This is a genomic window from Stenotrophomonas geniculata ATCC 19374 = JCM 13324 (assembly GCF_001431625.1).
Lineage (GTDB): Bacteria > Pseudomonadota > Gammaproteobacteria > Xanthomonadales > Xanthomonadaceae > Stenotrophomonas > Stenotrophomonas geniculata.
This window is the reverse complement of sequence record NZ_LLXT01000156.1, coordinates 15,752-37,225: the sequence shown is the minus strand read 5'-3', so window position 1 is coordinate 37,225 and position 21,474 is coordinate 15,752. Positions and strand designations below refer to the sequence as shown.

22 protein-coding genes are annotated in these 21,474 nt (G+C 68.0%); all 22 read left to right on the top strand.

Annotated features, from left to right (window positions below):
* Nucleotides 1–357 precede the first annotated feature (357 nt).
* The 22 genes from fliE to ARC63_RS21040 all read left to right on the top strand — a co-directional run bounded on the left by fliE (nt 358) and on the right by ARC63_RS21040 (nt 21,473).
* A complete protein-coding gene (gene fliE, locus ARC63_RS21145) occupies nt 358–723 on the top strand; it encodes a flagellar hook-basal body complex protein FliE (protein ID WP_005409552.1) in 366 nt (121 codons plus the stop codon).
* 13 nt (nt 724–736) lie between these two features.
* A complete protein-coding gene (fliF, locus tag ARC63_RS21140) occupies nt 737–2,383 on the top strand; it encodes a flagellar basal-body MS-ring/collar protein FliF (protein WP_057504320.1) in 1,647 nt (548 codons plus the stop codon).
* Between the two features lie 7 nt (nt 2,384–2,390).
* Nucleotides 2,391–3,377 carry a flagellar motor switch protein FliG gene (gene fliG / locus ARC63_RS21135; RefSeq protein WP_024958226.1) on the top strand — a complete coding sequence of 329 codons (987 nt, stop codon included), beginning with the start codon at nt 2,391–2,393 and terminating at the stop codon, nt 3,375–3,377.
* On the top strand, nt 3,374–4,015 hold the full coding sequence (locus ARC63_RS21130) for a FliH/SctL family protein (protein WP_049434689.1): 642 nt from the start codon (nt 3,374–3,376) through the stop codon (nt 4,013–4,015). The genes fliG and ARC63_RS21130 overlap by 4 nt, the downstream gene beginning before the upstream one ends.
* The gene (locus ARC63_RS21125; RefSeq protein ID WP_049412701.1) at nt 4,012–5,397 is read left to right on the top strand and encodes a FliI/YscN family ATPase; all 1,386 of its coding nucleotides are present in this window, start codon (nt 4,012–4,014) and stop codon (nt 5,395–5,397) included. The genes ARC63_RS21130 and ARC63_RS21125 overlap by 4 nt, the downstream gene beginning before the upstream one ends.
* A 3-nt stretch (nt 5,398–5,400) precedes the next feature.
* Entirely contained in the window at nt 5,401–5,868 is a 468-nt protein-coding gene (gene fliJ / locus ARC63_RS21120; protein WP_010485935.1) for a flagellar export protein FliJ, read from the top strand.
* Nucleotides 5,868–7,013: a flagellar hook-length control protein FliK gene (locus tag ARC63_RS21115; RefSeq protein ID WP_057504319.1), complete on the top strand. Its 1,146-nt coding sequence runs from the start codon at nt 5,868–5,870 to the stop codon at nt 7,011–7,013. The genes fliJ and ARC63_RS21115 overlap by 1 nt, the downstream gene beginning before the upstream one ends.
* A 137-nt stretch (nt 7,014–7,150) precedes the next feature.
* A complete protein-coding gene (locus ARC63_RS21110; RefSeq protein WP_057504318.1) occupies nt 7,151–7,666 on the top strand; it encodes a flagellar basal body-associated FliL family protein in 516 nt (171 codons plus the stop codon).
* Nucleotides 7,667–7,676: 10 nt separating this feature from the next.
* Nucleotides 7,677–8,681: a flagellar motor switch protein FliM gene (fliM, locus tag ARC63_RS21105; protein ID WP_010482429.1), complete on the top strand. Its 1,005-nt coding sequence runs from the start codon at nt 7,677–7,679 to the stop codon at nt 8,679–8,681.
* Nucleotides 8,678–9,013 carry a flagellar motor switch protein FliN gene (fliN, locus tag ARC63_RS21100; RefSeq protein WP_005409543.1) on the top strand — a complete coding sequence of 112 codons (336 nt, stop codon included), beginning with the start codon at nt 8,678–8,680 and terminating at the stop codon, nt 9,011–9,013. The genes fliM and fliN overlap by 4 nt, the downstream gene beginning before the upstream one ends.
* Nucleotides 9,010–9,429, top strand: a complete 420-nt coding sequence (gene fliO / locus ARC63_RS21095; protein ID WP_010482437.1) for a flagellar biosynthetic protein FliO — start codon at nt 9,010–9,012, stop codon at nt 9,427–9,429. Before fliN ends, fliO begins: the two co-directional genes overlap by 4 nt.
* Before the next feature lies 1 nt (nt 9,430).
* Nucleotides 9,431–10,210: a flagellar type III secretion system pore protein FliP gene (gene fliP / locus ARC63_RS21090; protein WP_043395553.1), complete on the top strand. Its 780-nt coding sequence runs from the start codon at nt 9,431–9,433 to the stop codon at nt 10,208–10,210.
* A gap of 51 nt (nt 10,211–10,261) precedes the next feature.
* On the top strand, nt 10,262–10,531 hold the full coding sequence (locus ARC63_RS21085) for a flagellar biosynthetic protein FliQ (protein ID WP_005413254.1): 270 nt from the start codon (nt 10,262–10,264) through the stop codon (nt 10,529–10,531).
* Nucleotides 10,532–10,544: 13 nt separating this feature from the next.
* Entirely contained in the window at nt 10,545–11,336 is a 792-nt protein-coding gene (gene fliR, locus ARC63_RS21080) for a flagellar biosynthetic protein FliR (RefSeq protein ID WP_057504317.1), read from the top strand.
* 164 nt (nt 11,337–11,500) lie between these two features.
* A complete protein-coding gene (locus ARC63_RS21075; protein ID WP_057504316.1) occupies nt 11,501–13,636 on the top strand; it encodes a putative bifunctional diguanylate cyclase/phosphodiesterase in 2,136 nt (711 codons plus the stop codon).
* 158 nt (nt 13,637–13,794) lie between these two features.
* Nucleotides 13,795–14,925 (top strand): flagellar biosynthesis protein FlhB, encoded by a 1,131-nt coding sequence (gene flhB / locus ARC63_RS21070; protein ID WP_057504315.1) that lies wholly within the window; start codon nt 13,795–13,797, stop codon nt 14,923–14,925.
* A gap of 44 nt (nt 14,926–14,969) precedes the next feature.
* The gene (gene flhA / locus ARC63_RS21065; protein WP_231298676.1) at nt 14,970–17,030 is read left to right on the top strand and encodes a flagellar biosynthesis protein FlhA; all 2,061 of its coding nucleotides are present in this window, start codon (nt 14,970–14,972) and stop codon (nt 17,028–17,030) included.
* Between the two features lie 145 nt (nt 17,031–17,175).
* Nucleotides 17,176–18,804 carry a flagellar biosynthesis GTPase FlhF gene (gene flhF / locus ARC63_RS21060; protein ID WP_049412716.1) on the top strand — a complete coding sequence of 543 codons (1,629 nt, stop codon included), beginning with the start codon at nt 17,176–17,178 and terminating at the stop codon, nt 18,802–18,804.
* On the top strand, nt 18,791–19,678 hold the full coding sequence (locus tag ARC63_RS21055; RefSeq protein ID WP_010482449.1) for a MinD/ParA family ATP-binding protein: 888 nt from the start codon (nt 18,791–18,793) through the stop codon (nt 19,676–19,678). The genes flhF and ARC63_RS21055 overlap by 14 nt, the downstream gene beginning before the upstream one ends.
* A complete protein-coding gene (locus ARC63_RS21050; protein WP_010482450.1) occupies nt 19,675–20,418 on the top strand; it encodes an RNA polymerase sigma factor FliA in 744 nt (247 codons plus the stop codon). Before ARC63_RS21055 ends, ARC63_RS21050 begins: the two co-directional genes overlap by 4 nt.
* A gap of 57 nt (nt 20,419–20,475) precedes the next feature.
* Nucleotides 20,476–20,868, top strand: a complete 393-nt coding sequence (gene cheY, locus ARC63_RS21045; RefSeq protein ID WP_006365466.1) for a chemotaxis response regulator CheY — start codon at nt 20,476–20,478, stop codon at nt 20,866–20,868.
* Nucleotides 20,868–21,473, top strand: coding sequence for a protein phosphatase CheZ (locus ARC63_RS21040; protein ID WP_010482455.1), 606 nt, complete (start codon nt 20,868–20,870; stop codon nt 21,471–21,473). The genes cheY and ARC63_RS21040 overlap by 1 nt, the downstream gene beginning before the upstream one ends.
* The last annotated feature ends 1 nt before the right edge of the window (nt 21,474 follow it).

Below are 21,474 nucleotides of genomic sequence, written 5' to 3'. Positions count from 1 at the left end.
CCGCCACAGGCCACCACCACCAAGTAGAAGCAGGCCGACCAACGCTCGGCCCCTACCAACAGCGGCGGCCAGCTGGCGGGGGGGGGGTGGGTTTGGTGGGGGGGTGTCCGGGGCGTGGATGCCGCCGCCCACCCCCCAAGGGTGGGTTTTACGCGCGCCCCCCGCACCCGGCCCCACCCCGCCAACCCACAGATGCCCCGCCTTTGACGTTGACGTTGACGTTGCTTCGGCGGGTGCAGGGCGCAGCCCTGCCAGCACACCCACACCCTCACCTCACTGAACCGAAAACCGGTTTCGGCACGGCACTTGCACTGGCTCCAGCAGACAACCCCATCCCTGTTTCTGGAACCGTTGCAGATGTCCCACTCCGTCACTTCGATCCTTTCGCAGATCCGCTCCTATCAGACCCAGATGGGACAGCCGGCGCTCAACCCGCTGGGCGAAACGCCGCGCAGCAACGCCCTGCCGGGCACGGTGCTGGACGCACCGCAGGCCCAGCCGGCCAGCTTCACCGAAACCCTGCGTGGTGCGATTGCCGGCGTCAACGATGCGCAACAGAAATCCGGCGCCCTCGCCAAAGCCTTCGAAATGGGCGACCCCAGCGCCGACCTCGCCAAGGTGATGGTCGCCTCGCAGCAGTCCCAGATCGCCTTCCGCGCCACCGTGGAAGTCCGCAACCGTCTCGTCCAGGCTTACCAGGACGTGATGAACATGCCGCTGTAAGGAATAGAGACGCATGGCACTGACGCTCTCCAAGGACAGCCTGAACGCCGAAAAGGCCGGGCAATGGTTCGACCGCCTGCAGAGTCTGCAGATCACCCGTCGGCTGGGCCTGATGGCGATGATCGCGGTGGCGGTGGCGGCAGGCCTGTCCGTGTTCTTCTGGTCGCAGAAGCCGGGCATGGTCCCGCTGTACACCGGCCTGGACCAGAAGGCGACCGCTGAAGCGACCGACCTGCTGCGCGCCGCGCAGATTCCGTTCGCGCTCGACCCGGCCACCGGTGGCATCACCGTGCCGGAAAAGAACCTGCACGACGCGCGCCTGAAGCTGGCCGGCTCCGGCCTGACCGACAGCGGCAAGCTCGGCTTCGAGCTGATGGAGCGCGACCCGGGCTTCGGCGTCAGCCAGTTCGTCGAAAGCGCGCGCTACCAGCATGCGCTGGAAACCGAGCTGTCGCGCACCATCAACACGCTGCGCCCGGTGCGCGATTCGCGCGTGCACCTGGCCATTCCCAAGCCCAGCGCCTTCACCCGCCAGCGTGACGTGGCCAGCGCCTCGGTGACCCTGGAACTGCGTGGCGGCCAGCAGCTGGAACGCAGCCAGGTGGACGCCATCGTGCACATGGTCGCGGCCAGCATCCCGGATCTCGCCCCGGAACGGGTGACCGTGGTCGACCAGAGCGGGCGCATGCTCAGCGTCAGCGACCCGAACAGTGAGGCGGCGGTCAACGCTGCCCAGTTCGAACAGGTGCGCCGCCAGGAAACCTCGTTCAACCAGCGCATCCGCGAGCTGCTGGAGCCGATGACCGGCCCCGGCCGCGTCAACCCGGAAGTGAGCGTGGACATGGATTTCTCGGTAACCGAGGAAGCCCGTGAGCTCTACAACGGCGAACCGCAGAAGCTGCGCAGCGAGCAGATGAGCGAGAACACCACCAGCACCCCGGGCCCGCAGGGCGTGCCGGGCGCGACCAGCAACAGCCCGCCGGGCCAGCAGGCCGCGCCGGCCACCGCGCAGGCGCCGACCGAAAGCAGCAAGAACGCGACCCGCAACTACGAGCTGGACCGCACCCTGCAGCACACCCGTCAGCCGGCGGGCCGCATCAAGCGCGTCTCGGTGGCGGTCCTGGTGGACAACGTGCCGCGCGCCGGTGCCAACGGCAAGATCAGCCCGCAGCCGCTGTCGGCCGCCGAATTGACCCGCGTCGAGGCACTGGTCAAGCAGGCCGTCGGTTTCAATGCCGAGCGTGGCGATACCGTGTCGGTGATGAACGCCCCGTTCGTGCGTGATACCACGCCGGTCGAAGGCCCGGCCTGGTGGGAGCTGCCGTGGGTGCACGATGCCGGCCGCATGCTGCTGGGCGCCGTGGTGGTGCTGGCATTGCTGTTCGGCGTGCTGCGCCCGGCATTGCGTGCGATCACCGGCCAGAACAGGAAGAACGACGAACAGGCACTGGAACCGCACACCGCGGACGTGCAGCTGGTCGATGACGATGGCATGCCGCTGCCGGCGCTGGGCGCCGACCGGGCCAGCCTGGGCGGGCCGGATGCACTGGCCCTGCCGGTGGATTCATATGAGGAACGACTGCGGATGGCGCGTGAAGCCGTGAAGACCGACTCCAAGCGCGTGGCCCAGGTGGTCAAGGGCTGGGTGGCCAATGACTGAGGCACAACTGACCGGCGTGCAGCGCGCGGCCGTGCTGCTGCTGTCCCTGGGTGAGCTGGATGCAGCCGAAGTGCTGCGCCACATGGAACCCAAGGAGGTGCAGAAGATCGGCATCGCCATGGCCACCATGACCGACATCACCCGCGAACAGGTGGAACGGGTGATGGACCAGTTCGGCCAGGAACTGGGCTCGAAGACCTCGCTGGGCGTGGGCTCGGACGACTACATCCGCAACATGCTGGTGCAGGCGCTGGGCAGCGAGAAGGCCGGCAACCTGATCGACCGCATCCTGCTCGGCCGCAACACCACCGGGCTGGACGCGCTGAAGTGGATGGACCCGCGCGCGGTGGCCGATCTGGTGCGCAACGAGCACCCGCAGATCATCGCTATCGTGATGGCGCACCTGGAAACCGACCAGGCCGCCGACGCGCTGAAGCTGCTGCCGGACCGCACCCGCGTGGACGTGCTGCTGCGCATCGCCACGCTCGACGGCATTCCGCCGAACGCACTCAATGAACTCAACGAGATCATGGAGCGCCAGTTCGCCGGCAACCAGAACCTGAAGTCGTCCAACATCGGCGGCGTGCAGTGCGCGGCCAACATCCTGAACTTCATGGACAGCGGCCAGGACCAGGCGATCCTGGGCGAAATCGCCCGCATCGATGCGCCGTTGAGCAACCGCATCCAGGACCTGATGTTCGTGTTCGACGACCTGGTGGACCTGGACGACCGCGAGATGCAGCTGGTGCTGCGCGAAGTGAGCGGCGAGCGCCTGGGCCTGGCCCTGCGCGGTGCCGACATCAAGGTGCGCGACAAGATCACCCGCAACATGTCGCAGCGCGCGGCCGAGATCCTGCTGGAAGACATGGAAGCCCGTGGCCCGGTGCGCCTGTCCGACGTGGAAGGCGCGCAGCGCGAGATCCTGGCCATCGTCAAGCGCATGGCCGATGAAGGCACCGTCACCATCGGTGGCAGTGCGGAGGCCATGCTGTGAGCAACGTCGTGCGCTGGCTTGCCCCGGACCTGCTGGCCCAGCCCGAACCGGTGCTGGATCAGGAGGATGCGTTCGAACTCACCGAGCCGGACCCGGAGCACGAGCCGGAGCCGCCGCTGCAGCTGCCGACCCTGGAGGAAATCCAGGCCATCCAGGACAGCGCCGAGAAGGAAGGCTTCCAACACGGCCATAGCGAAGGTTACGGCCAGGGACAGGCGGAAGTGCGTCGCCTCGCCGCGCAGATCGAAGGCATCCTCGACAACTTCAGCCGACCGCTGGTGCGGCTGGAGAACGAAGTCGTCGGCGCACTGGGCGAACTGGCGGTACGCATCGCTGGCGCGCTGGTCGGCCGCGCCTATGAAGCTGACCCGGCACTGCTGGCACAGCTGGTCGGTGAGGCGATCGACGCGGTGGGCGGCAGCACCCGCGAGGTCGAAGTGCGACTGCACCCGGACGACATCGCCGCCCTCGCCCCGCTGTTGAGCCTGCCGCCACAACAACGCCTGGTGCCAGACACCAGCCTCAGCCGCGGCGATCTTCGCGTGCACGCCGAAGCCGTGCGCATCGACGGCACCCTGGAAGCCCGCCTGCGCGGCGCGCTGGACGCGGTGATCCGCCAGACCGGAGCCAATGCATGACCCCCGATCCGCAGCCGACGCTGCCACCGGCCGACTGGGCCATCGCCCGCAACCTGCGCCTGGCGCGTCGGCTCGATGGCCTGCGCGTGGATACCGCCCATGGCCGTGGCCTGATCCGCGAAGGCGTGCTGCGCCGCGCGGTCGGACTGACCCTGGAAGCGGTCGGCTGCGAAGCGCCGCTGGGTGCCAGCTGCAAGGTGGAAGTGGTCGATGGTGGCTGGGTCGATGCCGAAGTGGTCGGCTTCGCCGGCGAGCGCACTTACCTGATGCCGAGCGCGGAACTGCACGGCCTGCTGCCCAATGCACGGGTGGTGCCGTCCGCACGCCGTGGCGGCGTTGAAGTGGGCGAAGGCCTGCTCGGCCGCGTCATCGACAGCGACGGCGTGCCGCTGGACGGCAAGGGCCCGATCCGCGCCGAGGGCCATGTCGGCATGGCCGGCGTGTCGATCAATCCGCTGGCACGTGAACCGATCACCCAGCCGCTGGACGTGGGCGTGCGTGCGATCAACGCGCTGCTGCCGATCGGCCGCGGCCAGCGTGTCGGCCTGTTCGCCGGTTCCGGCGTCGGCAAGTCGACGCTGCTGGGCATGATGACCCGCTACACCGCCGCCGACGTGATCGTGGTCGGCCTGATCGGTGAACGTGGCCGCGAAGTCCGTGATTTCGTCGAAACCACGCTGGGCGAGGAAGGCCTGCGCCGCGCCGTGGTGGTGGCCAGCCCGGCCGACCGGCCACCGCTGGCACGCCTGCACGGCGCCTACCGCGCCACCGCCATCGCCGAATGGTTCCGCGACCAGGGCCTGAACGTGCTGCTGCTGATGGACTCGCTGACGCGCTTCGCCCAGGCGCAGCGCGAGATCGGTCTGTCGGTCGGCGAGCCGCCGACCACCCGCGGTTACCCACCGTCGGTGTTCGCCAAGCTGCCGGCACTGGTCGAACGCGCCGGCAACGGCGCCAAGGGCCGTGGCTCGATCACCGCGTTCTATACGGTGCTGACCGAAGGCGATGATCCGCAGGATCCGATCGCCGATGCAGCGCGCGCGATCCTCGACGGCCACATCCTGCTCTCGCGGCGCGTGGCCGACAGCGGCCTTTACCCGGCCATCGACGTCGAATCGTCGGTCAGCCGTGTGGTCACGGAAATCGCCGACGAGCCGTGGCGCCTGCGCATCCGCAAGTTGAAGCGACTGGTCTCGGCCTACTCGGCCAACCGCGACCTGATCGCCATCGGTGCCTACCAGCGCGGCAACGACGCGGCCACCGACGAAGCCCTGGAACGCTGGCCGGAAATCATGGAGTTCCTCGGCCAGGACGTTGCCAAGGCCGCAGATCTCCCGCACAGCCAGGCGGCGCTGCAGCGCCTGGTGGAACAAGAGAGTTAAGCCATGAACCAGTCCAAGCGCATCGATCCCCTGCTGAAGCGGGCCCAGGAACACGAGGACGCGGTGGCCCGCGATCTGGCCGAACGCCAGCGCGTGCTCGATACCCATCTGTCGCGACTGGACGAACTGCGCCGCTACGCCGAGGAGTATGCGAATGCGCAGATGGCGGCGACCAGCCCGGCGCAGCTGCTGAACCGGCGCGCGTTTCTCGACCGCCTCGACAGTGCGGTCGAACAGCAGCAGGCCACGGTCAATGGCAACCGCGAGAAGGTGGAAGCCGAGCGCGCCCGGCTGATCCTGGCCAGCCGTGACAAGGCCGTGCTGGAACAACTGGCCGCCAGCTACCGCGCACAGGAGAAGGTGGTGACGGACCGCCGCGACCAGCGCGAGATGGATGACATCGGTGCCCGCCGCGCCCGCCTGGTACAGATCGAAGACCAGGACGGCGCCGAGCAGGGAGGCCGCTCGTGATGCCCGCGCCATTGGCCAGCAGCGCCAACGCGCAGCCGCAGAATTCCGGCAGCAGCGCAACGCGCGCGCCACGCGGTGAGGGCAGCAAGGATTTCAGCCAGCTGCTGCAGGGTGGTGCGCCGGGCGCCGATGGATCCTCCAGGCCCTCGAACATGCCCACGTCGCCTGCACAGGGGCCGGCATCCGACAGCAATGGCCAGTCCAGCGCCGAGCGCAGGCCGGACAGCGCTGTCGTACCCGAAGAGACTGCGGCGACGGTGCCCCCGGTGCAAGCCAGGCCCGCTGCCGAAAAGGACGCCTCGGCGACGACCGAGGAAGCCCCATGGCCGCCGCTCGGCCTGGCAGGACTGGTACTGGCGGTACCGACACCTGCCGATCCTGCCGCCGCTCTGCCAGCAGTGGCGACGGCCACCGATGCAGACGGCAACGCACTGCCCTCGCCCGCTGCACTGCCGGTCGCAGCAGCGCTGCCCTCCACAGCAGCGGCAACCGCTACGGCCACCGCCGAAGGCGACGCCCCCAATGGGGCCGACCAGGCGACCACTCTGCCGTTGCCTGAGCTGGTGCTGCCCGGTAAGCGCGGCGAGCGCGGTGAAGGCAGCGACGCAACCCTCATCGGCGACCGCGCCACGGCGCCGCTGCTGCATGCACCGGGCAACGCGGCTGTGCAGGATCTGAAGGCCGCGCTGGCCACGGGCAATGCCATCTTCAATGGCGAACCGACACCGAAGCCGGTGCTCGGCGACGATGGTTTCGACCAGGCAATCGGTGCGCGCCTGGGTTGGCTGGCCGACCAGAAGATCGGCCATGCCCACATCCGGCTGAGTCCGGACGACATGGGTCCGGTCGACGTGCGCCTGCAGTTGAACGGCGACAAGGTGCACGCCAGCTTCAGCAGCCCGCATGTGGACGTGCGCCAGGCACTGGAAAGCAGCCTGCCACGCCTGCGTGAACTGCTGGGCGAACAGGGCTTCCAGCTTGCTCATGCCGATGTCGGCCACCAGGCCCCCGGCGGTGACGGCAATGCGACGGGGCAATCCGGCGCCGCCGGCATGGCCGGTGACGGAGAACCGTCGCCGGGCGATGGCAGTGTGTCGTCGGCCCAGCTGATCCGCCAGCGCGGTTTGCTGGACGCGTACGCCTGACAGGCATGCCGACCAAGGTCGGCACCCACCAGAGCGGAGCGGCTGGCACACCGACGGAATTCCGTCGCACCCCTCTCCTCCGCCTTCGGCACACCCCTTGCATATCCCGGTGAAGCAACCCTCAGGAGCTTCACCCCGTGGCCGCAGCCGCTGACAAAACCAAGAAGACCGCCGAGAAGGACAAGGCCGCCAAGCCGCGCAGTCCGATCCTGATCACCGCACTGGTGGCCGTGCTGGCCGCCGCAGCCGCCGGTGGCGGCGTCTGGTTCTTCACCCAGTCCAAGCCGGAAGAGAAGACCGCGCAGGCCCCGAAGAAGTCCGCCACCCCGGCACCGGCGCAGTACTTCGCGCTGGACCCAGCCTTCGTGGTCAACCTCAACGGCCCCATCGACGGCCCGCGCTACCTGCAGCTGGAAGTGCAGCTGATGACGCGTGACCCGGCCGCGCTGGAAGCGATCAAGACCCACGCACCGGCCATCCGCGCGCGCCTGCTGATGCTGTTCTCGCAGGTCAGCCCCGACCAGATCGCCGATGTCGCCGGCAAGCAGAAGCTGCAGGCCGCCTCGCTGGCCGAAGTGCAGAAGGTGCTCAAGGCCGAGACCGGCAGCAACGGCGCCGACGATCTGCTGTTCACCAGCTTCGTGACCCAGTAAGGGCCGACCGATGAATGACCTGCTGTCCCAGGACGAGATTGATGCCCTGCTCCACGGCGTGGACAGTGGTGCGGTCGAGACCGATCCGGAACCGCCGTCCGGCGAAGCGCGTTCGTACGACTTCGCCAGCCAGGACCGCATCATCCGTGGTCGCATGCCGACCCTGGAAATGGTCCACGAGCGCTTCGCGCGGCTGTGGCGGATCGGCCTGTTCAATCTGATCCGCCGTTCGGCAGAACTGTCGGTGCGCGGCATCGAGCTGATCAAGTTCAACGACTACATGCACTCGCTGTATGTGCCGACCAACCTGAACCTGATCCGCTTCAAGCCGCTGCGCGGTACCGGCCTGATCGTGTTCGAACCGACCCTGGTGTTCGCCATCGTCGACAACTTCTTCGGCGGCGACGGGCGCTACCCCACCCGCATCGAAGGCCGCGAGTTCACCGCCACCGAAATGCGGGTGATCCACCTGCTGCTGAAGCAGACCTTCGCCGACCTTCGCGAAGCCTGGGCACCGGTGATGGATGTCGACTTCGAGTACATCAACTCGGAAATCAACCCGCACTTCGCCAACATCGTGACGCCGCGCGAGTACGTGGTGGTGTGCCGCCTGCACGTCGAGCTCGACGGCGGTGGCGGCGACATCCACGTGACCCTGCCGTACTCGATGCTGGAGCCGATCCGCGAGCTGCTCGACGCCGGCATCCAGAGCGACCGCAATGACCGCGACGAGAGCTGGGGCCAGACCCTGCGCGAACAGCTCAACATCGCCGAGGTGACCCTGTCCAGCGTACTGGCCAGCAAGCGCATGACCCTGCGCGACCTGACCCAGCTGAAGGTCGGCGACATCCTGCCGATCGAACTCAGCCCGCAGGTGCCGCTGTGCGTGGAGAACATTCCCGTGTTCACCGGCGAGTTCGGCATCGCCAACGGCATGAACGCCGTGAAGATCACCGCTACCCATCCGCCGGGCACCCGCCCGCGCGCACCCGTCATCCAGGAAGACCCGCAATGAACGATATCGACGCCCTCGAACCGACCCCGGCCCAGTTCAGCAGCCTGCAGGCCGATGAGGCGAACGGTCCTGACCTGAACCTGGACGTGATCCTGGACGTGCCGGTGACCCTGTCGCTGGAAGTCGGTCGCGCCCGCCTGCCGATCCGCAACCTGCTACAGCTCAACCAGGGTTCGGTGGTGGAACTGGAACGCGGCGCCGGCGAATCGCTGGATGTGTTCGTCAACGGCACCCTGATCGCCCATGGCGAAGTCGTGGTGATCAATGACCGCTTCGGCGTGCGCCTGACCGATGTGGTCAGCCCGAGCGAGCGGATCCGGAGACTGCGTTGAGCCTGCTGGCCTCCACCCTGCTGGCGGTCGGCAAGACCGCCGCCCCGGTTGGCCCGCAGGTCGGCCAGCATGCGGCCGCCGCACCCAGCCTGTTCGGTGCGGTGCTGGCGCTGCTGGCCGTGCTGGCCCTGGTCGTCGGCCTGGGCTGGCTGCTCAAGCGCATGCCCGGCAGCGGCTTCCGCCCGGCCGAAGGCATGAAGCTGGTGGCCAGCCTCAGTGTCGGCGCCAAGGAACGCGTGGTGGTGGTCGAGGTCAATGGCCAGCAACTGCTGCTGGGCGTCACCGCCGGCGGCATCAACACCCTGCATACCCTGCCCGAACCGCTGCCGCCGCCGGCACCGGTGCGCGTGCCGGACTTCAAGAACCTGCCGAATTTCGCCCAGCTGCTGCAGCAGCGGCTGCGCAAGGACCCCTGACATGCGTGTCACCCGTACCCGTCTTGCCACCCTGATGCCGTGGCTGCTGATGCTTGCCCTGTGCCTGTTGCCGGCACTGGCCTTCGCCGCCCCGGGCGCCCCGACCACGCCGCTGCCGGACATCAACGTCGGCAAAATCGGCGGTGCGCCGGTCAGCCTGCCGCTGCAGACCCTGCTGCTGATGACGGCGATCACCCTGATCCCGTCGATGCTGCTGGTGCTGACCTCGTTCACCCGCATCATCATCGTGCTGGGCCTGCTGCGCCAGGCATTGGGCACCGGCCAGACGCCGTCCAACCAGGTGCTGCTGGGCCTGGCGCTGTTCCTGACCGCAATGATCATGCTGCCGACCTGGGACAAGGCCTGGAGCACCGGCATGGCGCCCTATCTCAATGGCGAGATCGACTTCCAGACCGCCTGGACGCTGACCACCTCGCCGCTGCGCGCCTTCATGCTTGCGCAGATCCGCGAGACCGACCTGATGACCTTCGCCGGCATCGCCGGGCACGGCACCTACGCCAGCCCCGATGCGATCCCGTTCCCGGTGCTGGTCGCCTCGTTCGTCACCAGCGAACTGAAGACCGCCTTCGAAATCGGATTCCTGATCTTCATCCCGTTCGTGATCATCGACCTGGTCGTGGCCAGCGTGCTGATGTCGATGGGCATGATGATGCTGTCGCCGATGCTGGTATCGGCACCGTTCAAGATCCTGCTGTTCGTGCTGGTGGATGGCTGGGTGCTGACCGTGGGCACGTTGGCGGCGAGCTTCAATCCGGCTTGATCGAAAGGCAGTCGAGCCTGGCTCGACTCTACATAAGCAGATGGAATCCGAATGTCTCCCGAACTTGCCTTGACCGAACTGCGTGGCGGCCTGATCACCGTATTGTGGGTGGCTGGCCCGCTGCTGCTCACCGTGCTGGTGGTGGGCGTGGTGGTGGGCGTGGTGCAGGCCGCGACCCAGCTCAACGAACCGACCATCGCCTTCGTCGCCAAGGCGGCGGCGCTGACCGCGGTGCTGTTCGCGCTGGGCAGCCTGCTGATCGGCCACCTGGTGGAGTTCACCACGCTGTTGTTCCAGCGCATTCCACACCTGATCGGCTAGGACACGCGCTTCGATGGACGCCGCCACCCAGATGGCAGCCGACGGCCTGCAGGCCTTCGGCATGATCGGCACCGTGCTGTGGACCATGCTGCGCATCGGTGCCGTGGCCATGGCCATGCCGATGGTCGGCACCCGTGCCGTTCCCGCGCGGGTGCGCGTCGTGCTGGCCGGGACCCTGGCCATCGCGCTGGCGCCGCTGCTGCCGCCAGTACCGGACTGGACTGGCTTCGATGCCGCCACGGTCCTGACCATCGCCCGCGAACTGGCCATCGGCGTGTCCATCGGCTTCCTGCTACGGCTGGTGTTCGAGGCCGGGGCGATGGCCGGCGAACTGATTGCCCAGGGCACCGGCCTGGCCTTCGCGCAGATGAGTGACCCACTGCGTGGCGGCACCTCGGGCGTGATCGGCCAGTGGTTCTATCTGCTGTTCGGCCTGCTGTTCTTCACCGCCAACGGGCACCTGGCGCTGATCTCACTGGTGGTGGACAGCTACCGGGCGCTGCCGATCGGCGCGCCGCTGCCCGACCCGCACGCCTTCTTCAGCATCGCCCCGACCTTCCTGCTGACCGTACTGCGCGGCGCACTGACCCTGGCGATCCCGCTGACCGTGGCGATGCTGGCAGTGAATCTGGCGTTCGGCGTGCTTGCCCGGGCCGCCCCGGCACTGAACCCGATCCAGCTGGGCCTGCCGGTCTCGCTGCTGCTGGGCCTGTTCCTGCTGGCGTTGCTGGCCGGGGAAATGGGTCCGCCGGTACAGCGCCTGTTCGACGCCGCCATCCAGGCTGCGGACGCGGTCACACACTGACCTGATCATCACGTTTTACTGCTTGCCCTTCCCCCGGGTCTGCGCGTTAGAGTGAATGCGCGGCAACCGGGGGGATGCCGCACGTGGCCGCCGCCCTGCGTCGGCCTGCCTCATGCATGCCCCACCGTGGTTTCCGTCGACAGGCAGGTCCGGGAGACTGACGAATGCTGGTAGGCACGTACAACCCGTGGCTGGTGGCGATCTCGCTGCTGGTTGCCGTGATGGCTTCGTACACCGCGCTGGCGATGGCCGGGCGCACGGTCACCGCACCCGGCAAGGGCGCGGCATGGTGGTGGCGCCTCGGTGGTGGCTTCGCCATGGGCCTGGGCATCTGGTCGATGCATTTCATCGGCATGCTCGCCTTCGACCTGCCCATTCCGCTCGGCTACGACCTGCCCATCACCCTGCTCTCCCTGGCCCTGGCCATCGCCTCGTCAGTGTTCGCACTGTGGCTGGTCTCGCTGCGCACCCTGCCGCATCCGCGCCTGGCCGTCGGCGCCCTGCTGATGGGCACCGGTATCGCCGGCATGCATTACGTTGGCATGGCCGCAATGCGCATGCAGCCGGGCATCGACTACGACACGGGCTGGCTGCTGTTTTCGCTGATGGTGGCGGTCGCTGCTTCGTGGACGGCCCTGTACGTTGCATTCCGCCTGCGTGCGCAGCGCACCCGTGTCGGCGACCGGCTGGCCGCTGCCGGCCTGCTCGGGCTGGCCATTGTCGGCATGCACTACACCGGCATGGCCGCCGCGCGGTTCCCGGAAGGCAGCATCTGCGGCGCGGCGGTGGGCGATGGCCTGCAGAGCGAATGGCTGGCCATGCTGGTGGTGATGCTCACTGTGTCGATCCTGGCCGTGGTGTTGGTGGTGTCCTGGCTGGACCAGCGGGTGGAGGCGCAGCTGCTGCGCCTGCGCAATTCCCTGTTGAGCACCTCGCTCACCGACGCGCAGCAGGAACTGACCCAGGCCGCGCTACACGACCCGCTCACCCGCTTGCCCAACCGCCTGCTGCTGCAGCGTCGGATCGTGCAGGCACTGGCCGAGGCCGAACAGGGCGGCAGCCGTTTCGCGGTGATGTTCATGGACCTGGATGGCTTCAAGCAGGTCAACGATGCCTATGGCCATCAGGCCGGTGATGCACTGCTGGTGGCGGTGGCCGAACGCACGCGCCAGCTGCTGCGCCCCCACGACATGCTGGCCCGTCTGGGCGGGGACGAATTCGTATTGGTGGTGCGCATCGAGCACGACGAGGACCTTCCCACCCTGGCCCGCCGCATCCTGCAGGCGGTAGGCAGCGGGCCGTTGCTGGCCGACAACGAACTGCAGGTGACCGCCAGCATCGGCGTGGCGATCTGCCCCGACCACGCGGCCAGCGAGCGGCAGCTGATGGCGTTTGCCGACGCGGCGATGTACCAGGCCAAGGAATCCGGACGCAACGCCTTCGTGCTGTTCGCCGACTGGATGAATGACAGCGCCGAACAACAGTTCCGGCTGCTGGCCGACCTGCGCCGGGCCATTGGAAGCGAGCAGCTGTTCCTGCACTACCAACCGAAGATCCAGGTAGCCACGCAGAAGGTGGCCGGTGCCGAAGCGTTGATCCGCTGGCGCCATCCGGAGCATGGCCTGATCCCGCCGGACCGCTTCATCCGGCTGGCCGAGCGCAGCGGCGCGATCAACGACATCGGGCGCTGGGCGCTGGACCAGGCATGCCTGCAGCTGCGCCGCTGGCATGACGCCGGTCACGAAGGCTGGTCGATGTCGGTGAACCTGTCGCCGGTGCAGTTCAGTTCGCCGCACCTGCTGCAGGATGTGCGCGAAGTGATCGAACGCCATGGCATTGCCCCGCGCCACCTGGTGCTGGAGATCACCGAAAGCACGGTCATGCGCGATACCGATACCAGCCTGCGCCTGCTGCAGGCGCTCTCGGCGCTGGGCGTGGGCATCTCCATCGATGACTTCGGCACCGGCTACTCCAGCCTGCTGTACCTGAAGCGGCTGCCGGCTACCGAGATCAAGATCGACCATGCCTTCGTGCGCGATCTGGAGCACAGCGCCGAGGATGTGGTGATCGTCTCGGCCATCGTGGCGCTGGGCCATGCGCTGGACATGGACATCGTGGCCGAAGGCGTGGAAACCGCCGCCCAGCGCGCCTACCTGGAACGGCTGGGCTGCGATTACCTGCAGGGTTACCTGCTCGGCCGCCCGGTCGATGCGGCGCGCTTCATGCAGCTGCACGACCTGCCCCGGCCGCGGGTGGAGCTGGCGCAGAGCCCACCGCCCAGCGACAACGCTCCCCTGTAGAGCCGAGCCTGCGCTCGGCTGCTCTTCGCGCCCGATCCAAACATAGCCGAGCATGGGCTCGGCTCTGCAAATAGATCCACGCCGTGCGTGGATAGGCAACACCCCATCACGGAACAGTTCTTGCACGCACCCCGGCAACCCCTGCCGCAGTGCCCGTGATGTCCGAGAACGAATCCGCCGGCGAAAAGACCGAACAACCTACCGAAAAACGCCTGCGCGACGCCCGTGAACAGGGCAACCTGCCGCGCTCGCGCGAACTCGGCACCGCCGCCGTGTTCGGTGCCGGCGTACTGGCGGTGATGGCCATGAGCGGCTCGATCGGCCGCGGCGCCACGGCCTGGATGAAGCAGGCGCTCAGCCCGGAACAGAGCCTGCGGCAGAACCCGAAGGAACTGTTCGGCCACTTCGGCGACCTGCTGCTGCAGTTCATGCTGGTGATCGCGCCGCTGGTGCTGGTCTGCCTGCTGGCCAGTTTCGTCGCACCTCTGGTGATGGGTGGCCTGCGCTGGTCGCAGAAGGCGTTGCTGCCCGACATCAACCGCATGAACCCGATGAGCGGGCTCAAGCGCCTGTATGGCCCGGAGGCCATCGCCGAGTTCACCAAATCGCTGCTGCGCGTGGCCTTCGTTGGTGTCGCCGCCGGGATGGTGGTCTGGACCGGCTTCGACACCCTGCGCGGGCTGATCCACCACCCGCTGGAGACGGCCATCACCGACGGCCTCGGCTTCACCCTGCGCCTGCTGCTGGCCACCGCCGGTGCGATGCTGGTGCTGGCCGCCATCGACGCGCCGTACCAGCGCTGGAACTGGATGCGCAAGCTGAAGATGACCCGTGAAGAGCTGCGCCGGGAAATGAAGGAAAGCGAGGGCAGCCCCGAGGTGAAGGGCCGCATCCGCCAGCTGCAGCAGCAGATGGCCAACCGCCGGATGATGGAGGCGGTACCCACCGCCGACGTGGTGGTGGTCAACCCCACCCACTACGCGGTGGCCCTGAAGTACGAAGGTGGTGCCATGAACGCCCCGACCGTGGTCGCGCTGGGCGTGGACGAGACCGCCCTGCGCATCCGTGAAGTGGCCGACGGCAACAAGGTCGCGATCGTCTCTGCTCCGCCTTTGGCACGCGCCTTGTATCGGGAAGGCCAACTCGGAAAGGAAATCCCCGTGAGACTGTATTCGGCCGTCGCCCAGGTCCTGTCCTACGTCTACCAGCTGCGCGCCTGGCGCACTGGCCCGATGCCGGACGCCCCGCACATCCAGGTGGATGAATTCGGCAAGGGAGGCCGCCCGTGAGCGCCCAGCCCTCCACCGGTTTCAACACCCGCCGCGCTCTGGAAATGATCCGCCAGGGCCTTGGCGCGCCGCTGATCGTGCTGGCCCTGCTGGCCATGGTTGTGGTCCCGCTGGCCGCACCGGTGCTCGATGCGCTGTTCACCTTCAACATCGCCATCTCGCTGATGGTGCTGCTGGCGGTGGTCTACGTGAAGCGCCCGCTGGACTTCACCATCTTCCCGATCGTGCTGCTGATCACCACCATGCTGCGGCTGGCGCTGAACGTAGCCTCCACCCGCGTCATCCTGCTCAACGGCCAGAACGGCCACGACGCCGCGGGCAAGGTCATCGCCGCCTTCGGCGAATTCGTGATCGGCGGCAACTACGCGGTCGGCATCGTGGTGTTCGCAATCCTCACCATCATCAACTTCGTGGTGATCACCAAGGGCGCCGGCCGCGTTTCGGAAGTGACCGCGCGCTTCATCCTGGACGCCATGCCCGGCAAGCAGATGGCGATCGACGCCGACCTCAACGCCGGTTTGCTGACGCGTGAAGAAGCCAAGCTGCGCCGTGAAGAAGTCCGCGAGGAAGCCGACTTCTACGGTGCAATGGACGGCGCCAGCAAGTTCATCCGCGGCGACGCCATCGCCGGCATCCTGATCCTGTTCATCAACATGCTTGGCGGCCTGGCCGTGGGCGTGCTGCAGCATGGCATGCCGTTCGGCGACGCCGCTGCCACCTACACCCTGCTCTCCATCGGTGACGGCCTGGTGGCGCAGCTGCCGGCACTGCTGGTGTCCAGCGCGGTGGCGATGCTGGTCACCCGGGCCTCGCGTTCGCAGGACATGGCCCAGGCCATGACCGGCCAGGTGTTCGGCCAGTACCGTGCGCTGGCGATCACCGCCGGCATCATCGGCGTGGTCGGCCTGGTGCCGGGCATGCCCAACGTCGCTTTCCTGACGCTGTCCGCGATCCTCGGCTTCATCGCCTGGAAGGTCTACCGCAAGGGCAAGGCCGCGGCCACCGACCCGGCAGCCGCAGGCAATGACGCCGCCGCGCTCAACGCACTGGGTCGCCCGGCCGCACCGGCGCCCACCGCCGAACTGAGCTGGGACGAGCTGCGCCCGGTCGATCCACTGGGCCTGGAGGTCGGCTATCGGTTGATCCCGCTGGTGGACGCCAACCAGGGCGGCGAACTGATGGCGCGCATCAAGGGCGTGCGCCGCAAGCTGACCCAGGACGTCGGCTTCCTGATCCCGTCGGTGCACATCCGCGACAACCTGGAACTGCCCGCCAACGGCTACCGCGTGCTGGTGCACGGCGTGCCGGTGGCCACCGCCGAGATCCATCCCGACCGCGAGCTGGCCCTGGACCCGGGCAGTGCCCTCGGCGCGCTGGAAGGCATCGCCGGCAAGGACCCCGCGTTTGGCCTGGATGCCACCTGGATCCAACCACACCAGCGCGCCCAGGCCGAAACGCTGGGCTACACCGTGGTCGACCCGGCGACCGTAGTTGCCACCCACCTCTCGCACCTGATCCGCGAGCACGCGCCGGAACTGCTCGGCCACGAGGAAGTGCAGCACCTGCTGGCCAACCTGGCCAAGAGCGCGCCCAAGCTCGTCGAAGATCTGACGCCGAAGGCGCTGCCGCTGTCGGCGGTTGTGCGCGTGCTGCAGAACCTGCTGGTCGAACGCATTCCGATCCGCCAGCTGCGCAAGATCGCCGAAGCACTGGTCGAACACGCTCCGAACAGCCAGGACCCGGCCGTGCTGACCGCCGCCGTGCGCACCGCACTGGGCCGTTTCATCGTGCAAGAGATCGCCGGAATGTCGGCGGAACTGCCGGTGTTCACCCTCAACCCGCAATTGGAACGTGTCTTGCAGGAGTCCACGCAGGGCAACGGCGCCGCGCTGGAACCCGGACTCGCAGAGCGACTGCGCCAGAGCCTGGCCGAATGTGTCAGCAAGCAGGAAGCGCGAAACGAGCCGGCGGTCGTGCTGGTACCGGGCCCGGTGCGCGCCGCGCTGGCGCGTCTGGTCCGCCACAGCGTCCCGTCGCTGTCGGTCCTGGCCTACAGCGAGGTACCGGAGGACAAGCGACTGAAGCTGGTCGGAACGATCAGCTGACGCCGCCCACCGATGCGCCAGAAAACAGACACCACTTTCGAACCAACGCAACAGACAGACACCAAGGGGAACCCGCACCGTGCAGATCACCGACCACCCGAGTTCTCCGACCGCCACCCCGCCGTCTTCGTCCCGTGACCACAGCATGAAAATCAAACGATTCGTCGCCGCCGACATGCGCTCGGCCATGAACCTGGTGCGCAAGGAACATGGTCCTGACGCCGTGATCCTGTCCAACCGCCGGATCGAGGAAGGCATCGAGATCGTCGCCGCCGCGAACTATGACGAGAGCGCCGTGCAGCGTGCACTGGAAGCCTCGCGCCGTGACGTCGCTCCGCCGCCGGCACCCAAGCCGCGCACCGCCGCCGATGCCGTCATTGCCGCAGTCACCCGCCGTCGCAGCAACACCCCCGCTCCGGAACCGGTTGCCGCGACCACCTCGGCCGTGGCCGCCCTCGCCCGCGCCGCGGTCGGTGCCACCGGCCGTACCCTGGACAGCGCCGACGAGATCGTGCCGACCCGCGGCAGCACCGGCTTCGCCGCGACCCTGGCCCGCGCTGCCGTCAACGAACCGGCGCTGCCCGAACAGATCTTCGCCCCGTTCGCCGAGGCCATCGTTGCACCGGCACCGGCACCGGCCGCCAGCGCGCCAGCCAACCGTGCCCGCTTCCAGATCGACCCGCCGCACGAGATGCATCACGAAAGCGCGGCCCCCGCCGTGCAGCCGCCGCCGCTGCCGGGCGCGGCTCCGACCGAAGCACAGCCGGAGATCGCCGCCAGCGAACCGGCAGTGGCCGACGCCGTCATCGAAACCTCGCCGGAGCCCACCCTCGCCCCGGCCCCGGTGCTGACCGTGGTCGCCCAGGACGACGCCGAGATCCGCCAGCTGCGCCAGGAAGTGGCCGGCATGCGCCAGGTGATCGAGCGCGAGATGAACCGCTTCACCGACGAGCGCCTGCGTGGCTGCCCGGTGCGCGCCACCGCGCTGGACCTGATGGACGAGTACGGTTTCGACGCCGGCCTGGCCCGCGACGTGGCCATGCAGATCCCGCTGGAGACCGAAGCCCACCGTGGCCGCGGCCTGATGCTGGGGCTGATTTCGCGCAAGCTGCCGATCGCCCCGGTCGACCCGCTGGAAGAAGGTGGCGTGATCGCCCTGGTGGGCCCGACCGGCGCCGGCAAGACCACCACCATCGCCAAGCTGGCCTCGCGCTTCGCCGAGAAGCACGCGCCGCGTGATGTGGCCCTGGTCACCACCGACACCACCCGCATCGGTGCCCGCGAGCAGCTGTACGGTTACGGCCGCCAGCTCGGCATCGCGGTGCACGAGGCCAACAGTGGCACCGACCTGGACCAGCTGCTGGAACGCCTGAAGGACTACAAGCTGGTGCTGATCGACACCGCCGGCCTGGGCCCGCGCGACCGCGCGCTGGCCGCCCAGCTGCAGTGGCTGCGTGCCGCCCGCCAGGTGCGCACCCTGCTGGTGCTGCCGGCCAATACCAGCTTCGGCGACATGGACGAGGTGGTCCGCCGCTTCGGCGCCGCCAACCTGCAGGGTCTGGTGCTGAGCAAGCTGGACGAGACCGGCCGCTTCGGCAACGCCCTGTCGGTGGCCGTGGACCATGCCCTGCCGATCACCTGGGTGACCGATGGCCAGGACGTTCCGGAGGACCTGCACCGGGCCAGTGCGGCCAATCTCGTACTTCGCCTTGAAGATTTGCGCCGCGCGGCCGATATGCCCTGCAACCCGGAGTTGAACCATGCCGTCGCGTGAGTACGCCAAGCTGACCAAGACCTTCCCGCTGTCGGCCACCCGCAGCGAGCCGCTCGGCCCTGTGCGCACCATTGCCGTCACTGGCGGCAAGGGCGGCGTGGGCAAGACCAACGTTTCGGCCAACCTGGCCGTGGCGCTGGCCGGCATGGGCAAGCGCACGCTGCTGCTGGACGCCGACCTTGGCCTTGCCAACATCGACGTGATCCTGGGCCTGAACCCCACCTTTACCCTGGCCGATCTGGTCGCCGGCCGCTGCACGCTGGATGACGTCATCGTCGAAGGCCCGAACGGCGTGCTGGTGGTCCCGGCCGCGTCCGGTCGCCGCCACATGGCCGAGCTGGCCCCGGCCGAGCACGTCGGCCTGGTCAACGTGTTCTCCGAACTGGAACGCGAACTGGACATCATGGTGGTCGACACCGCCGCCGGCATCACCGATGGCGTGCTGACCTTCTGCCAGGCCGCGCAGGACACCGTGGTGGTGGTCTGTGACGAGCCGGCCTCGATCACCGACGCCTATGCGCTGATCAAGGTGCTGTCGCGCGAACGCGGCGTGGACCGCATCCAGGTGGTGGCCAACATGGTGCGCGACCCGAACGAGGGCCGCGTGCTGTATGAAAAGCTGACCCGGGTCTGCGAGAAGTTCCTTGCCGATGTCTCGCTGAACTATCTGGGCTGTGTGCCGCAGGATGACTGGCTGCGCCTGTCGGTGCAGCGCCAGCAGCCAGTGGTAAAGGCCTACCCGTCCAGCCCGGCCGCGCTGGCGATCACCGAGATTGCCCGTCGCACCGCACGCTGGCAGGCGCCGACCGAACCGCGCGGCGGCGTCGAGTTCTTCCTCGAACGCATCCTCAAGCAGCGCGGGGTGGCCGCATGAAAGGCGCAGCCCAGTACCGGGAAGTCCAGCGCACGGCGGCCAACGAGGTCATCGCCCAGCATTCGGACCTGGTGCGGCGCATCGCCCACCACCTGGCCGCACGCCTGCCGGCGAGCGTCGAGGTCGACGACCTGATCCAGGCCGGCATGATGGGACTGATCGAAGCCTCGCGCAGCTATGACGCCGACCAGGGGGCTTCGTTCGAGACCTACGCCTCGATCCGCATCCGCGGTTCGATGATCGATGAGATCCGCCGTGGCGACTGGGTGCCGCGCTCGGTGCACCGCCGTGCACGTGATGCCGCCGCCACCATCCGCCGCCTGGAACAGAGCAGTGGCCGTGCCGCCAGCGCCACCGAAGTGGCCGCCGCGATGGAGATGCCATTGCCCGAGTACCTGCGGCTGATGGAAGACGCTGCCCGTGGCCAGGTGCTGAGTCTTGAATCGCGCATCGAGGACCAGGGCGAGCTGGACACCGTGGCCCAGGGCGGCCCGACCCCGCAGCAGGTGCTGGAGCGCGGCGAGTTCGGCCGCGAGCTGGGCAAGGCCATCGGCCATCTGCCCGAGCGCGAACAGCTGGTGCTCTCGCTGTACTACGAGCAGGAACTGAACCTGAAGGAGATCGGCGCGGTGCTCGGCGTGAGCGAGTCGCGGGTCTGCCAGATCCACGGCCAGGCGGTACTGCGCCTGCGTGGCCGGCTGAAGCTGTTCGAGGCCGCCGACGCCGGCCTCGAAGAATGAACATCCCCGAGGCGGCTGCCCCCGGCCGTCCGGAATGAACAACAAAGGAATTCTGCTTTGAACAAGAACATGCGCATCCTGATCGTCGACGACTTCTCGACCATGCGTCGAATCGTCAAGAACCTGCTGGGCGATCTGGGCTTCACCAATACCGCCGAAGCCGAGGACGGGCATGCCGCGCTGTCGCTGCTGCAGAGCCAGCCGTTCGATTTCGTGGTCACCGACTGGAACATGCCGGTGATGACCGGCATCGAGCTGCTCAAGGCGATCCGTGCCGATGCCAAGCTGAAGACCCTGCCGGTGCTGATGGTCACCGCGGAAGCCAAGCGTGAACAGATCATCGAAGCCGCCCAGAGCGGCGTGAACGGCTACATCATCAAGCCGTTCACCGCGCAGACGCTGGAAGAGAAGCTCGGCAAGATCTTCGAACGCCTGGCGGCCAGCGCCTGATGGATACCACGGTCGACAAGAGCGCCCTCGCCCTGCGCCTGCAGGAGGCCCTGGACGCACTCGAGTCCGGTGACGAAGCCGCCTGGCGGCAGCGCATCGACGGACTGGTCGCGCTGCGCACGCAGCCGATGATGAGTGGGCTCTCGCGGCTGGCCCGCGAACTGGGGCAGGCGCTGGGTGAACTGCCGACCGTGCCGAGCGAAGCCGGGGAACTGGACGATGCCTGCGCGCGCCTGGACCACGTGGTGGCGATGACCGAACAGGCCACGCACCGCACCCTGGACCTGGCCGAGGAATGCCGCAGCCTGACCGAACAGCTGCGCGCCGAAGGCCTGCAGCCGGGCCAGGACGCGCAGCTCGAGCGCATCCGCCACAACCTGACCGAGATCGCCCTGACCCAGAGCTACCAGGACCTGACCGGGCAGATCATCCGTCGCGTGGTGGGCATCGTCCGCCGCGTGCACGAAGGCTTCGGCGCACTCGGCCTGCCACCGGAACAGCATCGCACCGACCCGGAACTGGCCGGGCCGGCACTGAAGGGACTGGACCGCCACGCGGTCTCGCAGAACGACGCCGACGACCTGTTGTCGGATCTGGGGCTGTAAG